Consider the following 14,713-nt stretch of genomic DNA (forward strand, 5'->3'; position numbering starts at 1 on the left):
TTAAGTTTCAATATTTCGAATGCAGTTATTTCTTTATTTAATATTAATTATATTTAACGTTACTTGGCGACGGCTAACTCTGCATCACCTTCAATAGCGTTAACTGTTTTTTGATCCTCAGCTTCATAACGCAATGCTTGTGGAACAGAGATTTTAATTGCGATAAACACCGCTAAGAAGCCACCAACCAGTTTTCCTAACAAAATAGGCAGTACCAGTGTTGGTTGGAAATTAGCCGTAAAGGCTAAATGGTCTCCGATGGTCGCTTGTGCACAGACACCGAATGCGACACACAGCACTTTATCTCTTGCACGCATATCTTTGAATAAATGATAAGTTGCAATAATGTTTGCCATCACCATGATGAAACCTAATGATCCAGTGTCAGTCAGTTTCAAGCGGTTGCTCAATGCACGTACTAACGGTTTACAATAACGCTGGAACAGGTAACAGATTGGGAATGTTCCTGCCAGCATGATACCAATGTAACCCGCTATCTCAATAGCACGGAAGAGCTCGTTTTGGTCTGCAAATAACGGGTCAAAGCCCCAAGCGCCAAAGATTTTGGTAAATACGCCTGTGAAGTGCTCGACAATAGAGAAGGCCAGAACCAGTTTGACAAAGGCATCCATAATTTTACCGAAGATCAAGAACCCAGTAACCATCAACATGGGACGGTATTTCAAGCCTGCGGCTAATAAGAAGCAGAAAACAAACAGTGGCATCAGGTATTGCAGCATCGTCAGAAAATCTAAGGTGAGCTGATGTGCTGCGGGGGAATTAGTCGAAATAATATCTCGCACAGGAATGTTATTGAATGTGATTAATAGCAGTGAAGCTAACACACCAAATGGGATAGAGATTAACCCAGCCATAGCACCAAGCGCGAGATATTTGTGATCTTTACGGTTCAACATGGTTAAGCCAACAGGGATCAGATACACAATTGTTGCCCCTGAGGTATAGCCAATTAACATTGCAGTGATCCACATGTCACGGTTGGTGGTTAACGCATCGGCAAGCTGGTAACCACCCATATCGACTGCGATGATCGATAATGCAGCGATAGACACATCGGAGCCGACAGAGGAGAAAACAGGGCCTAAAATATAAGAGATTAATTGAGAAAGTAACGGAACGGCAGCCATAATCCCTGCTTGAGCAAGAAATACGGGACCAATAGAGAAGATACCATTAACAAACTCTTTACCGAGATCGCTGGTGGGTCTAACAATCGAGGCGACAGCGCCAATAATGGCACCGCACATAATTAAATAAATAATATAATTTCCGAATTCAGCCATGGTAGGGTTTCCTTTTATTATTTTAGTGTCTTAATTGGCGAGAACGGGCAATGATGTCGCGATACTGTTCCATCACGCCTTGCATGTTTGTACCATCGGGGCATGTTATGGATGCATTACGCCTAACTGCCATATCGTGAGTCAGCCCTAACCCTTTGCGCGCCAATAAGGCCGCGCCAAGTGCCGTCACTTCACGGTTTGCTGGTGCTTCAATGTTTTTTTGTAATAAATTAGCTAAAAATTGCTTAAAGTACTGATTTGAAGAAAGCCCTCCATCGACAGAAATTGATTGTCCTAGTGGTGAAATTTTTTCCATTGCAAAAATGACTTCGGCAGAACGCGCGGCAATGCCTTCCAATACCGATTGCATCATGTCTTTTTTGTCGGTATCTAATGACAACCCCGCCCATAACCCGGCTGCGCTGCGATCCCAATAAGGACAACCTAAACCTGATAGTGCTGGTACAAAGGCTAAACCGCGTTTAATAGCTGGCTCTGCTCTAAAGTCACTCAGTTCATCGAACTGATCAAATAAGCCAATTTTTCTCGCCCAGTTAATGGCAGATGCGGCGTTATACACCCCCCCATCTAAGCCAAATACAGGCGCTTCATTCGGGAATTTCCAGCACAGTGTCGGTAATAAACCGCTTTCATGGGTTTGTGGGATTTCCGCGCCGGTTAGTGCTTGTAAAAATGCTCCTGTGCCAAAGGTAATTTTGGCGTCGCCTTTTTTACGGCAACCGTGACCAAATGTGCCAGCAAATTGGTCGACAATTACCGCAGTAACCGGGGTTAAGTGACCATCTAGGTTAATCGCACCAAAATCACCAATATTGTCTTTAATCGGTGGAAGGCAGTGGATCGGGACACCGAAAATCTCACACAATTCTTTATCCCACTCTAAGGTATGGATATTGAGCAATGAGGTGCGAGACGCCGAGTTATAGTCAGTCACAAATACACCACATAAGCGATCAAGGAAAAAAGCATCCATGGTGCCAATACGGAGTTTATTTTTATCAGCTAATGTCTTGGCACCTACCACATTTTCCATGATCCACCCCATTTTGCTGGCGGAAAAATAGGGGTCGAGGGGTAAGCCGGATTTGGATTGAACCAGCGGCTCTAATCCTGCTTCTTTGAGTTGAGAAATCGTTTTTTCAGTACGTAAATCCTGCCAAACGATCGCATTGTAAAGAGGTCGTTTGCTCTGTGCATCCCACGCGACAATGCTTTCACCTTGGTGACATAAACCAATGGCATCAACGACTTCGCAACTATTTAAGCACTTAATGATGTTGGTGAGTATTTCCTCTGGATCGTGTTCGACCCAACCACTGTTTAAGGTGATTTGTTTATGAGGAATGCTCATCGGGGAGTAATAGTGCCCGCCTTCTTCGAAGACCACGACTCGGGTTCCCGTTGTTCCCTGATCGATTGCGGCATAACGTTGATTGAGCATCACAGTATTCCCAGTGTTATAAATGTTGTAAATAGGTCTGTTTTTTTGCTTACTATCGTTTAATCGGAAATAAAGTCCACAAAAAACTCACAATAAGTTTCACTGATGTGACAAAACTCACAATAAAGTAACAATGTGAGTAGTTTTTGGGTTGTTGTTGTACTTAGTGTTGTTTTAGTTGTTGTGATTGTGGGAATTATGTGGTTTTATGTGTGCAAGTTTTAAGTAAAGGATCTCAGCCATGGATATTAATAATAAAAAAATTTGGGATGTCATTGTCATAGGCGGTGGTGTCATTGGCTGTGCAGTGACACGTAAATTCACATTGATGGGGGCGAAAACATTGCTACTTGAGCGAGGTGGTGACATCTTGTCAGGTGCAAGTAAAGCCAACAGTGCACTATTACATACGGGTTTTGACGCCACACCAGGGAGTCTTGAGCTGGAATGTATGCAAGATGGTTATCGCGAATTCCTTGAAATAAGAGAAAAGATGAATTTGCCGATCCTCGAAACGGGGGCACTGGTTGTTGCGTGGAATGACGAGCAACTGAGTAAACTACCGGGTATTGTTGAACAGGCACATACTAACAATGTATTAGATGTCGTACTGATCGATAAAGACGAACTCTACCGCCGTGAACCCCATTTAGCAGACGGTGCGCTGGCTGCGGTTTCTGTTCCCGGTGAAGCCGTGATTGACCCGTGGAGCACACCGTTATCTTACTTAACACAAGCAGTAAAACATGGTGCACAATACCATTTTCACTGTGAAGTGAAAGGGGGGGAGCTCAATGAGAGAGTGTGGCATTTAACCACAACTAAAGGTGAGTTTTCTGCTCGATTAGTGATTAATTGTGCGGGAATTAATGGTGATATTGTTGAATCAATTTGCCATCCATCCCCCTTTCAAATAAAACCGCGCAAAGGGCAGTTTTTGGTGTATGACAAAGCCGCTGCCGCAGATATTAATGCGATTATTTTACCTGTGCCGACAGCCATCACAAAAGGGGTTTTGTTATCAAAAACGATTTTCGGTAATTTATTATTGGGGCCTACTGCCGAAGAACAAGATGACCGCTGGAAAGCAGAGGTCAAACAAGAGGTTATGGAGGATTTAATCGCTCAAGGTTCACGCATGTTACCTTCTTTGCACAATTACAGTGTGACTGCCACCTACGCGGGCTTACGCCCTGCAACAGAAGAAAAATATTACCGCATTAATGATTACCCTGAAAAACAATGGATTTGCGCAGGGGGGATCCGTTCCACCGGCTTAACATCAGCGCTAGGTGTCGCCAATTATTTGGGGAAACTGTATCAACAAAATTTCACACCGCTATTTGAATTATCGCCACCAGAAGAACTTATTTGGCCAAGTATGCCTGTGATTTCAGAATACCATCAGCGTGATTACCAATGTAAAAGTAATGGCGGCATTGTGTGCCATTGCGAGTTAGTGACGCAACGCGAAATTGAAGCCACATTTGATTCAGATATTCCTCCCGAATGTTTAGGGGCTTTGCGCCGTAGAACGCGAGTTATGATGGGGCGCTGCAATGGGTTTTATTGCAGTAGTCAGGTGGCGGAAATTATTAATGGCCGTTTTGACCATACACTGGCAGTGGAGGCTGTGAAATGAGTTTACATTATGATGTGATTATCATTGGTTCAGGGCCAACTGGCGTTGCTGCGGCTCACACTCTACGCCGTCGCGGAATTAAAAATATTGCTATCCTTGAGCGTGAAGCTCACGCTGGGGGCGTTCCTCGCCATTGCCAGCATCCAACATTTGGTTTGTTGGTATTTAAAAGGCCGATGAAGGGAAATCAATTTGCGGCGAAAATCGTTGAAGATCTCGGTGATACGCCAATTTTTACTCGTAGCACCGTCACGCAGCTTCATCCTAACGGAAAACTGACAGTGTCTACTGCGGATGGTTTAGTTGAAATGCAGGCTAAGCGCATTTTGATTGCAACGGGTGTTCGTGAGACACCTCGTCATCCGCGTTTGGTTTCAGGGCTTCGTCCACAAGGTGTTTTAACCGCTGGGGCATTACAGCAGTTTGTTTACCTCAATGGTAAAAAGCCATGCCGTAACCCAGTCATTGTGGGGAGTGAATTAGTCAGTTTTTCTGCGCTGTGGACATTGAAAAATGCTGGTGTGAAAGCCCAAGCAATGGTCGAAAGTGGGGAACGTATTCTGGCATTTAAGCCTGCCACCTTATTTGCCAAAACAATGGGTACTCCCGTGTATTTAAACAGCAAAATTACCGAAATTGGTGGTCTTGACCGTGTAGAATATGTGATGGTGGAAACCAAAGGTAAAAGCCACAAAATTGTGTGTGATGCGGTTATTTTTACCGGGCAATTTGTGGGGGAGAATACACTTATCCGCAAAAGCCACCTTGACTTTGAGGCGAGCACAGGTAAGCCAGTGACCGATCAATTTAGTCGTTGCTCAGATGGGATCTATTATGCTGCGGGCAATATGTTGCATCCTGCGGATATGGGAGACCAGTGCTACCAAGAAGGTTTATTAACAGGTGAGTATATTGCGAATGATTTACTCGCCAATCATCACCAGTCGCAAATTAAATCTGTACAGCGCATTCCTGTTAATAGCGACCGGAATATCATTTTTAGCGTACCTGCTTGTATCGATGTGGATGCACTTTCTAAAGAAAGTATCGATTTCAATATAAAGGTCGAACAAGCCGTGCAAGGGACAATTAAAGTCATGGCGGGGAATACGGTTCTGTATGAGAAAAAGCACCGCTGCTTACCGACAAGGCGCATTTTATTGAAAAATATCGATTTAACAAAAATACAACCGGATGCTACTGAAATTCGTATCACTGTTGTATAGTGCAGGAAACGTTAAATGGTCAAGAAGGATTAAACTATGTGTGAAGGGCGCTCTTCAAAAGTACGGCATCAAACCATTATTGAGTTATTGTCGACTCAAGGCCAGGTGTACGTGCAGGAGCTCGCAAAGCATTTTAATGTCGCGCAGGAGACTATCCGTCGAGATCTCAGTAAGCTGGAATCACAAAAGTTACTCAAGAAAGTTCACGGTGGGGCGGTGAATATTCAGTCAAAATTTGAGCGAAATTTTACTGAACGTGCCCAAGCTGCCGTGGATGAAAAAAAAGCCATTGCCATTAAAGCGGCGGAATATATCAAATCAGGGGATACCTTATTTATTGATTTTGGTACGACCACATTTGAATTTAGCCAACGTGTTAAATTGATAGATAATTTAACGGTGATCACCAATTCCCCGTTATTAGCCACGACGCTGCAAGAAAATCCGTCTATTGAAACGATTTTAATTGGTGGGCAGTTTAATGCCGCGCAAAATGCATGTTTAGGTGCTATCGCACTGAAAAATATTGCCGAGTTTTTTGCTGATTATGCGGTGATTGGCGCAGGGGCTATCCATTCATTACATGGCGTGATGGATCAGCATGTGGATGAAGCAGCGATTGCACAAAAAATGATGGAAAACAGTGACAAGTTAATGGTGTTGGCGGATGGTACTAAGGCGAATAAGCATGCCATTAATTTTGTGACCAATTGGGATAATGTCGATTATTTAGTGACAACCAGTAAAGAATTTAAATTACCCGAAAATAAAAAGCGACCAAAAACCAAAATCATTGTCGCTGATATTGAGTAAGTTTTAACGTCGCATCTATTTAAACCTATCCCTTGGAAAATAATTCGTTATTTTTCACGGGATGACTATGCCTATAATTTGAATACACCAACATCAGGAATTATTATGAGCCTTTATTTTATTGCCTGCCCTTATTCAGATCCAGATAGTAGTGTCGTGGAAATGCGTTTCCAAGAATGCACCAAATTTGCAGCTGAGCTTGCTCTTAAAGGAATTGCGACCTATAGCCAAATCACAATGACACACCCAATAAATCAATATCTTGCATCTCAAGGACAAAAAGTTGCTTGGTCATCGATTGATATGGAGTTCTTAAAACGTTGTGATGGTCTCATTGTATTGACATTACCCGGATGGGAAAAAAGTGGCGGCGTGGCGGCAGAAATTCAATTTTTTAAAGATAAAGGGCTGCCAGTTTGGACCGGTGATGAGTTTATTCTTCATCATTCACAGTAATGCGTTGTAGTAAAAAAGGAAGCCGTTGGCTTCCTTAAAGTTTTTACTTGGTGAAAGAATTAATGGATTGGCTTTAGATATTCCTCTAAATTTTTGCCTTCACCATTTGTGTCGTTGTGACCATCAAGCATATCATCGATAGTACAACCGAACTCTTCCACATCATTACACATCAATGTGGCCATGGATTTGGCAATTTCATGTTCACCAATAATGATATGATCGGCACCGCGCTCTTTAATAAAGCTGACTTCATCATCGTAGTGAGCACGGACAATTACCGTCACGTCAGGATTCATCTCTTTCGCAGTGGCGACGATTTCACCTGCTTCATAACCATTCGGGATAGTTAATAATAAGGTTTTAGCACACTCAATACGGGCAAGGCTGATGATCTCTTTATTCGCACCATTACCGAGGATTGCACTAAAACCATTTTCAGCCAGTTCTTCAAAGCGAGCACGGGTGTCTTCCACTACCACAACGGGGATTTCACGTCTACGCAGTTTGTCCGCTAACATGCCACCCACACGCCCATAACCGACGATGATTGCGTGACCACAAATATCGACAGGCACTTGGGTTTCTTCTTCCAGAGTTTCCTCCAGAAGTTGCTCTTCGATCGTTTCTGTTTTTTCGAGGTATTTATCTAATAAAGTAAATAATACCGGGTTAAGCATAATAGAAACGATAGCCCCTGCTAATACTAAGTTTTGTGCGTCTTTATCCATCACGCCGAGGCTTAGCCCCATTCCCGCTAAGATAAACGCAAACTCACCAATTTGCGCAAGGCTGACGGAAATAGTCAATGCGGTTCGACGTGAGTGCCCAAACATCCTTACAAGCACTAATGCTGCCGCCGACTTACCAATGATAATAATAGCCAGAACCGCTAAGATCCCCAGTGGTTGTTGGATAAGCACCATTGGGTCGAAAAGCATCCCGACGGAAACGAAGAACAGAACTGCGAAGGCATCACGCAGTGGTAAGGTATCTTGTGCTGCACGGTGGCTGAGCTCAGACTCATTTAACACCATACCTGCGAAGAACGCACCTAATGCAAATGAAGCATCAAAGATAGCAACTGCGGCATAGGCGATCCCTAACGCAAGAGCAAGAACGGCTAAGGTGAATAGCTCACGAGAACCTGTTGATGCAGTGCGTGATAAAATCCATGGGATGACCTTACGACCTACGACAATCATAATAAATATGAATAGAACAACCTTACCAATTGTCCACGCAAGGCTTAGTGCAAGTTCGCTAAAGCTTGCATCATCGGTATTCATAATAGCGGCAGCGGCAGGTAGCAGTACCAAGGTGAGAACCATGGCTAAGTCTTCTACAATTAGCCAGCCGATAGCAATCTGCCCACGTTGGCTTTCAATAAGTTGCCGTTCTTCTAATGCACGTAATAACACAACGGTACTGGCGGTTGAAAGACACAAACCAAAAACAATACCAGTGAAAATGCCCCAGCCAAATAACATGGATAGGCCAAGACCTAAAAGGGTAGCTACCGCAATTTGTGCAATCGCACCTGGAATAGCAATGGCTTTAACGGCCAATAAATCTTTCAGTGAAAAGTGTAAACCCACACCAAACATCAGCAAGATAACGCCGATTTCAGCGAGTTCAGGTGCAAGGGCTTCATCTGCCACAAACCCTGGGGTAAATGGACCAGCAAGGACACCTGCAGCGAGGTAGCCCACTAGAGGGGAGATTTTTAATCGCTGTGCGATCATACCTAACAAATATGCAAGGGCGAGACCACCAACAATGGTTGTGATTAAGGGCGTTGAATGCTCCATTTAGTCTCCTCTGGTTAGTATGAAAAATATAAGGTGGGTACATGCCGTTGACTTTTAAAATGAGGCCTTCATTTTAAAATGCCAATTTGCATGTTTTTTTATATTAACTTTTTTTGAGAAATATTTCCTTAAAAAAATGAAATGTTTTTAAAAAAAATGCAGATTAAAGGCGCTAAATCGTTACAAACTTTAGGATTAGGGGATTTTTAGCTGAAATTTTTATGAAATATGGTAGGAAAGACCCACACTTATTTTTAAGTAAGTGTGGGTAAAATAAGAAAATAAACCTATTTATGACCGATATTTGGTAACAATACTGTAAAAATCCCAAGTAATGGCAAGAAAGCACAATAATGATAAACTTGCTCAATACTGGTTTGGTCAGCAATATGGCCTAAAACGGCTGCGCCCACACCGCCCATTCCGAATGCAAGACCAAAGAACAACCCTGATACCATGCCGGTTTTACCGGGGATTAGCTCTTGCGCATACACCAAAATAGCAGAGAAAGCAGAGGCTAAAATCATTCCAATGATAACGGTCAACACCCCCGTCCAATACAACGAGGCATACGGTAAAATGAGGGTAAAGGGGGCAACCCCGAGGATTGAGAACCAAATAACGTATTTACGGCCTATTTTGTCGCCAATTGGACCGCCAATCATTGTGCCGGCGGCAACGGCGAATAAGAAAACAAAGAGGTGGACCTGAGCATTTTGCACGGAAACACCAAACTTTTCTATCAGATAAAAGGTGTAATAGCTACTAATGCTGGCCAAGTAGAAGTATTTGGAAAAAATCAGTACCAGCAACACGGCTAACGAGCCAATAACTGCCTTGCGAGGAAGAACTTTAATATTTGCAGTATTAACGGGTTTTTTACTCGCAGCACGGTGTTGTTGCTTATACCAATTGCTCACTTGCAGTAAAATCACAATGGCTAATAGCGCCGCGAGGGAGAACCAACCCAAGTTGCCTTTCCCATAAGGCTCTATAATTAATGCTGCGAGCAGTGGTCCTAATGATGCCCCTAAGTTACCGCCCACTTGGAAAAATGATTGTGCTAAGCCGTGACGACCACCTGAGGCCATTCGTGCCACACGGGATGATTCAGGGTGGAAAACTGAAGATCCTGTCCCGACTAAAGCTGCTGCAAGTAGGATCGTAGGGAAGGTTTCTGCCATCGCTAATAAGATTAAGCCGGTTAATGTAAAACTCATTCCAATTGGTAAGGAGTAGGGTTGTGGGTGCTTATCTGTATAGTAACCAATCACTGGTTGCAGCAAGGAGGCAGTAATCTGATAGGTCAGAGTGATCATCCCGATTTGCGCGAAGCTCAGTGAGAAATCAGATTGCAATAAAGGGTAAATCGCTAGGATTAGCGATTGGATCATATCGTTTAATAAATGGGAGACGCTGATCGCCGTCAGAATACTGAAGACTGTTCTTCCTGTTTTATTCACCGTCTTAGATGGATTTGTGTTATTTGGGGTTGTGGTTTGCTCACTCATTGTTATCTACTTTTTGTGTTGCGTAATTGTTATCAATATAACTGAAATACAATTTATTGAAATGAATAAATGAGTCCAATGAAAAAATAACCTCAGTGAATTATTTGACGATGATCTCATTTTTATGAAACGAATTTCTTATTCTGCAAGAGGTATCAAATCTTGCTCATATTTTTATGCTATAAATCTGCGGGTGGTGACAAACTATAATCTAATATTAACGAATAAAAATTCCTATACCAGCAGGGAGAAGTGTATGAAGTTTGCATTTAAAGCATCCGCATGTGCATTAACCGTAGCGTTAGCGTTAATACCCGCGACGATGGCAAACGCGTGGGAAAAAGACAAAACCTACAATATCACTATTTTGCACACAAATGACCATCATGGTCACTTTTGGCATAACGATCACGGTGAATACGGCTTAGCTGCACAAAAAACTGTCGTTGATGACATTCGCAATGAAGTGGCGAAACAAGGTGGCAGTGTGCTGTTACTCTCTGGTGGTGATATCAATACGGGTGTGCCAGAATCGGATTTACAAGATGCTGAACCTGATTTCAAGGGGATGAATTTAGTGGGTTATGATGCCATGGCACTGGGTAATCATGAGTTCGATAATCCACTTGAAACGCTGCGTCAGCAAGAAAAATGGGCAACATTCCCATTCTTATCCGCCAATATTTATCAAACCAGCACAGGTAAACGCCTGTTTAAGCCTTATCACATCTTTGATAAACAAGGTGTAAAAATTGCAGTAATCGGGCTAACCACGGATGATACTGTGCGTATCGGTAATCCAGCGAATTTCCCTGATGTCGAATTCCGTGTCCCCGCAGACGAAGCGAAAAAAGTAGTGGAAGAACTGCGTCAGACTGAAAAGCCTGACATTATCATCGCCGCAACCCATATGGGCCACTATGATGATGGCAAACACGGTTCAAATGCACCGGGTGATGTTGAAATGGCGCGTAGTTTGCCTGCTGGTTACTTAGATATGATAGTGGGTGGTCACTCACAAGATCCTGTTTGTATGTCCCAAGAAAATAAAGACTACAAACAAGCGGATTATGTGCCGGGCACACCTTGTGCACCAGACAATCAAAATGGTACTTGGATTGTTCAAGCCCATGAGTGGGGTAAATATGTTGGACGGGCTGATTTTGAATTTAAAAACGGCAAATTTACCTTAAAACACTATCAGTTAATCCCGATTAACTTGAAGAAAAAAGTCACTAAAGAAGATGGCAGCAGCGAGCGCGTTTATTACACGCATGAAATTGCCCATAATCCAGACATGATGAAGTTGTTGACACCATACCAAGAAAAAGGTGACAAGCAATTAAGCGTTAAAGTGGGCTCAGTTGAAGGTAAACTTGAAGGCGATCGTAGCAAAGTTCGTTTTGAGCAAACCAATATGGGGCATCTTCTGTTAGCGGCTCAAAAAGAGCGTGCAGGTGCTGATTTTGCCATTATGAGTGGTGGTGGGATCCGTGATTCTATCGAAAGCGGTGATATCACTTATAAAGATGTGCTTAAAGTTCAGCCATTTGCTAATGAATTAGTTTACGTTGATTTTAAAGGGGATGAAGTCATTCCTTACCTGACTGCGGTAGCGAATATGAAACCGGATGCAGGGGCCTATGGTCAATTCTATAACGTAAACTTAACGTTGAACAAAGATGGCACCATTAGTGATGTGAAAATTGATGGTAAGCCTGTTGATCCGGCCAAAACGTATCGAATGGCAACGTTGAATTTCAATGGGATTGGCGGTGACGGTTATCCGAAAATTGACAACCACCCGAATTACGTCAATACCGGCTTTGTCGATGCGGAAGTACTCAAAGGATATATTGAAAAACATTCTCCGCTGAAAGCGGCAGACTATGAGCCAAAAGGTGAAATTATTTATAATAATAAATAATTTAATCATGATTACCTTGAAAGCCTCACCGCTTGCGGTGGGGCTTTTTGTCGTTATGATTTAGAGCAAGAAAACACGAGCGACTAAACGAGGGCCTTCATAAATATCAAATGAATGATAATTTACTAAATACTCATGAGGTGCATGATCAACAAGAAAGCGCACAGTTCCTCGGCTGATTTGTCGACTATCGCTATTGCGTAAATGAAACTCTAGTTGGAATACTACACTCCAAGATTCAGCGGGTTTGATGCTAAAACGTGCAACAGCATAGTAAGGCCCAATTGCTGGCGGCTGTTGCCTACCGCCTTCTTGAGCAGATAACCATTCAATCGTCGCTGTGACTATCACGGGGTTAATATTATTTACGTATTTCAGCGAAGGTTGCATTGAGTACGCTGGCGAGATCGTTAGGAGCAAGCTCAATATCTAATCCACGTTTTCCACCGGAAATAAACATAGTGTCATATTGCTGAGCTTGGTCGTCAATTACCGTTGGCAAACGCTTCTTTTGACCTAAGGGACTGATGCCACCCAATAAATAACCAGTGGTTTTTTGCGCGATTTGCGGATCTGCCATTTCCACTTTTTTCACTTTAAACACTTTAGCGACTAGTTTTAAGTCGAGCTGACCTGAAACAGGGGTGACAGCAACAGCGAGTGTTTTTTGGTCGCCATTTAATGCCACAAGTAACGTTTTAAAGACTTGTTTGGCATCTAGACCTAATTTACGCACCGCTTCATCACCAAAATTGCTTTCATTTGGATCATGCTCATAAGGGTGTAATGTGAAATTAATTTTTTGTTTTTCCAGTAATTTAACAGCAGGGGTCATTTTGGGGCCTATTAGTTATCTTTGACACAGTGGCGTAAATATTCAACAAGACTACCTTCACCAAAGAGGTGTAATGCACCGACAGCAACCACATAATTTCCCTTAGGAAGTGATTTTAGCTGTTCGCTCCAATCCGCATTACGTTTATCCATTAATACTTGATAGACATCTTCGCTGAAGGTATTTGGCAAGGTCATGGAGTGATTGGGGCGATAATCTAACCACCAACTAATCATCGTTTGTAGTGAACGTGCGTTTGCCCGCCAATGAATTAATGAGTCTTGCAAAAGCGCTAACCCATTATTAGGCAAGGAAAGCAGCAATTCAACTTGTGATGCGCTTCCTTCCAACTCAATGATCGGTTTTAGCTGAGTTTGTGCATTGCGAATGAGCTGATAATCTATCCCATAGTGGCCTCGCAGGCCAAGCCCTTGTGCTTGCGTTGCTTGTAACAGCAAGGCAATTTGCCATGAAGGGAAGCTATCAAACTTTTCGGGGGGTTGGTGGATCTCTTGGCAACACTGCAAAAATAGCGCGTATTGTTCTTCACTTAAACGTTGCTGTACGGGGAGTTGATCATCAATATGGTGGGGAAATGGGGATTGTATTTGGGTGATATCGGCTTCAACAATTAAGGCATCCGCATGATTAAGTTTATCAAGCAGTATGGCAGATAACGGAAACATATTTTCAGTTCCCATATGAATGCTGCCCACAATATGCAGCTTAAGATCGTTAGATAAGCGGATATCAATTGCAGGGTAAGGGTATACCGGTGCTGTTTCCATATGGAGCCAATTTTTTAAATTTTCGAGCAGTTTTCCCATCATTCTTTACCCTGCATTGTTCTTGATTGAATAGGTTAAACAATCTCTCGCCAATTTGCGAATGTTACGCATCTATTACGCATTTTTCGTCTTTATTAATGAAAATTGAAAATAGCCGTGAAGAAGAACTTCAATTATGGTTTTAAGAGGTGAGCTAGTCTGTTAACAAGGTGGCGTTATCAATTGGTACATACCAACGGGCGAGTAATGGCCAATAGCGGTCAACAACATTATGATTGCCCCCATAAGGGGGCAAATTGAATTAGCTATTTTTATTAATATTTTTAAACACACTTAATAACGTAAATAAACTGAATGAACTAAACACCATTTCAATACCAATTAGCGTCGTTAATAAGGTAATAGAGGTTAATGGTCCATTTCCAACAAGCAGAAAAGCAATAAAGAAATCTAATAAACCAATTAGGATTTGTAGCCAACCACTCGGGAATTTTATTTGTTGAAAGCCGACATATAAGCGAATAACACCACCGACAATAAATAACGCAGCGACTAAAATGGCAAGGGCGATTAGACTTTGCAGAGGGTCTTTAATAAAAGAGTAGCCGACGATGATATAGATTAGGCCAATCACAAAGCCAAACAAGCGAGACCATCCGGTATAAATAACGGTGCTGAGTATGCTAACAATCGCACCGACACCACCAATAATCAGTAAAACGCCGAGTACCGTACTGACTGCAATACCTGAAATCATCGGGTTAACAATACAAAAAAGGCCGCCAGCCAGCAGTAAAAAAGATAAAATTAATAAAAACGTCCGCTGTTTTTTAAATTCCTCACCCGCGAGTTTAGCGAGTTTATCACGATCAATATTAAGCATTTTGCGCTCCAAATATTAAATAGCTATTTATTTAATAGTATAGACTTAGCTGGCA

General features: G+C 42.5%; 13 protein-coding genes. 5 read left to right on the plus strand and 8 right to left on the minus strand.

Going from position 1 to position 14,713, the window contains the following annotated elements; genetic code table 11:
- Nucleotides 1-59: 59 nt before the first annotated feature.
- Nucleotides 60-1,304, minus strand: coding sequence for an ethanolamine utilization protein EutH (gene eutH / locus AB6N04_RS02110; protein ID WP_369310277.1), 1,245 nt, complete (start codon nucleotides 1,302-1,304; stop codon nucleotides 60-62).
- A 22-nt stretch (nucleotides 1,305-1,326) separates the two neighbouring features.
- Nucleotides 1,327-2,766 carry an FGGY family carbohydrate kinase gene (locus AB6N04_RS02115; protein ID WP_369310278.1) on the minus strand — a complete coding sequence of 480 codons (1,440 nt, stop codon included), beginning with the start codon at nucleotides 2,764-2,766 and terminating at the stop codon, nucleotides 1,327-1,329.
- A gap of 241 nt (nucleotides 2,767-3,007) precedes the next feature.
- On the opposite strand from AB6N04_RS02115, the gene AB6N04_RS02120 reads away from it, so the two are divergent.
- The 4 genes from AB6N04_RS02120 (at nucleotide 3,008) to AB6N04_RS02135 (ending at nucleotide 6,903) form a co-directional block, all read left to right on the plus strand.
- Nucleotides 3,008-4,408, plus strand: a complete 1,401-nt coding sequence (locus AB6N04_RS02120; protein WP_369310279.1) for an NAD(P)/FAD-dependent oxidoreductase — start codon at nucleotides 3,008-3,010, stop codon at nucleotides 4,406-4,408.
- Nucleotides 4,405-5,634, plus strand: coding sequence for an NAD(P)/FAD-dependent oxidoreductase (locus AB6N04_RS02125; RefSeq protein WP_369310280.1), 1,230 nt, complete (start codon nucleotides 4,405-4,407; stop codon nucleotides 5,632-5,634). Before AB6N04_RS02120 ends, AB6N04_RS02125 begins: the two co-directional genes overlap by 4 nt.
- Before the next feature lie 36 nt (nucleotides 5,635-5,670).
- Nucleotides 5,671-6,447: a DeoR/GlpR family DNA-binding transcription regulator gene (locus tag AB6N04_RS02130; RefSeq protein ID WP_369310281.1), complete on the plus strand. Its 777-nt coding sequence runs from the start codon at nucleotides 5,671-5,673 to the stop codon at nucleotides 6,445-6,447.
- A gap of 105 nt (nucleotides 6,448-6,552) precedes the next feature.
- Nucleotides 6,553-6,903, plus strand: a complete 351-nt coding sequence (locus tag AB6N04_RS02135; protein ID WP_369310282.1) for a DUF1937 family protein — start codon at nucleotides 6,553-6,555, stop codon at nucleotides 6,901-6,903.
- A 59-nt stretch (nucleotides 6,904-6,962) separates the two neighbouring features.
- Here AB6N04_RS02135 and ybaL read toward each other — a convergent pair whose 3' ends face one another.
- Both ybaL and AB6N04_RS02145 read right to left on the minus strand, forming a co-directional pair.
- A complete protein-coding gene (gene ybaL / locus AB6N04_RS02140; protein WP_369310283.1) occupies nucleotides 6,963-8,714 on the minus strand; it encodes a YbaL family putative K(+) efflux transporter in 1,752 nt (583 codons plus the stop codon).
- Between the two features lie 287 nt (nucleotides 8,715-9,001).
- Entirely contained in the window at nucleotides 9,002-10,225 is a 1,224-nt protein-coding gene (locus AB6N04_RS02145) for an MFS transporter (RefSeq protein WP_369310284.1), read from the minus strand.
- A 256-nt stretch (nucleotides 10,226-10,481) separates the two neighbouring features.
- Here AB6N04_RS02145 and ushA point away from each other — a divergent pair, with 256 nt between their 5' ends.
- Nucleotides 10,482-12,152, plus strand: a complete 1,671-nt coding sequence (ushA, locus tag AB6N04_RS02150) for a bifunctional UDP-sugar hydrolase/5'-nucleotidase UshA (protein WP_369310285.1) — start codon at nucleotides 10,482-10,484, stop codon at nucleotides 12,150-12,152.
- A gap of 60 nt (nucleotides 12,153-12,212) precedes the next feature.
- Here the strand turns inward: ushA and AB6N04_RS02155 are convergent, their stop codons facing one another.
- From AB6N04_RS02155 to AB6N04_RS02170, 4 genes are all read right to left on the minus strand, one after another.
- Complete coding sequence (locus AB6N04_RS02155; RefSeq protein WP_369310286.1) at nucleotides 12,213-12,542, minus strand: hypothetical protein; 330 nt, start codon at nucleotides 12,540-12,542, stop codon at nucleotides 12,213-12,215.
- A complete protein-coding gene (gene ybaK, locus AB6N04_RS02160) occupies nucleotides 12,514-12,987 on the minus strand; it encodes a Cys-tRNA(Pro)/Cys-tRNA(Cys) deacylase YbaK (RefSeq protein ID WP_369310287.1) in 474 nt (157 codons plus the stop codon). Before ybaK ends, AB6N04_RS02155 begins: the two co-directional genes overlap by 29 nt.
- An 11-nt stretch (nucleotides 12,988-12,998) precedes the next feature.
- Nucleotides 12,999-13,814, minus strand: coding sequence for a TraB/GumN family protein (locus AB6N04_RS02165; RefSeq protein WP_369311934.1), 816 nt, complete (start codon nucleotides 13,812-13,814; stop codon nucleotides 12,999-13,001).
- 262 nt (nucleotides 13,815-14,076) lie between these two features.
- Nucleotides 14,077-14,658, minus strand: coding sequence for an HdeD family acid-resistance protein (locus tag AB6N04_RS02170; RefSeq protein WP_369310288.1), 582 nt, complete (start codon nucleotides 14,656-14,658; stop codon nucleotides 14,077-14,079).
- Nucleotides 14,659-14,713: the final 55 nt, after the last annotated feature.

Origin of the sequence: Providencia rettgeri (assembly GCF_041075285.1) — a bacterium.
GTDB classification, from domain to species: domain Bacteria; phylum Pseudomonadota; class Gammaproteobacteria; order Enterobacterales; family Enterobacteriaceae; genus Providencia; species Providencia rettgeri_G.

What these genes read in the sequence shown, in the direction of transcription:
- eutH (WP_369310277.1), bottom strand. Translation starts at nt 1,304, where the DNA reads ATGGCTGAATTCGGAAATTATATTATTTATTTAATTATGTGCGGTGCC.
- AB6N04_RS02115 (WP_369310278.1), bottom strand. Translation starts at nt 2,766, where the DNA reads ATGCTCAATCAACGTTATGCCGCAATCGATCAGGGAACAACGGGAACC.
- AB6N04_RS02120 (WP_369310279.1), top strand. Translation starts at nt 3,008, where the DNA reads ATGGATATTAATAATAAAAAAATTTGGGATGTCATTGTCATAGGCGGT.
- AB6N04_RS02125 (WP_369310280.1), top strand. Translation starts at nt 4,405, where the DNA reads ATGAGTTTACATTATGATGTGATTATCATTGGTTCAGGGCCAACTGGC.
- AB6N04_RS02130 (WP_369310281.1), top strand. Translation starts at nt 5,671, where the DNA reads ATGTGTGAAGGGCGCTCTTCAAAAGTACGGCATCAAACCATTATTGAG.
- AB6N04_RS02135 (WP_369310282.1), top strand. Translation starts at nt 6,553, where the DNA reads ATGAGCCTTTATTTTATTGCCTGCCCTTATTCAGATCCAGATAGTAGT.
- ybaL (WP_369310283.1), bottom strand. Translation starts at nt 8,714, where the DNA reads ATGGAGCATTCAACGCCCTTAATCACAACCATTGTTGGTGGTCTCGCC.
- AB6N04_RS02145 (WP_369310284.1), bottom strand. Translation starts at nt 10,225, where the DNA reads ATGAGTGAGCAAACCACAACCCCAAATAACACAAATCCATCTAAGACG.
- ushA (WP_369310285.1), top strand. Translation starts at nt 10,482, where the DNA reads ATGAAGTTTGCATTTAAAGCATCCGCATGTGCATTAACCGTAGCGTTA.
- AB6N04_RS02155 (WP_369310286.1), bottom strand. Translation starts at nt 12,542, where the DNA reads ATGCAACCTTCGCTGAAATACGTAAATAATATTAACCCCGTGATAGTC.
- ybaK (WP_369310287.1), bottom strand. Translation starts at nt 12,987, where the DNA reads ATGACCCCTGCTGTTAAATTACTGGAAAAACAAAAAATTAATTTCACA.
- AB6N04_RS02165 (WP_369311934.1), bottom strand. Translation starts at nt 13,814, where the DNA reads ATGGGAAAACTGCTCGAAAATTTAAAAAATTGGCTCCATATGGAAACA.
- AB6N04_RS02170 (WP_369310288.1), bottom strand. Translation starts at nt 14,658, where the DNA reads ATGCTTAATATTGATCGTGATAAACTCGCTAAACTCGCGGGTGAGGAA.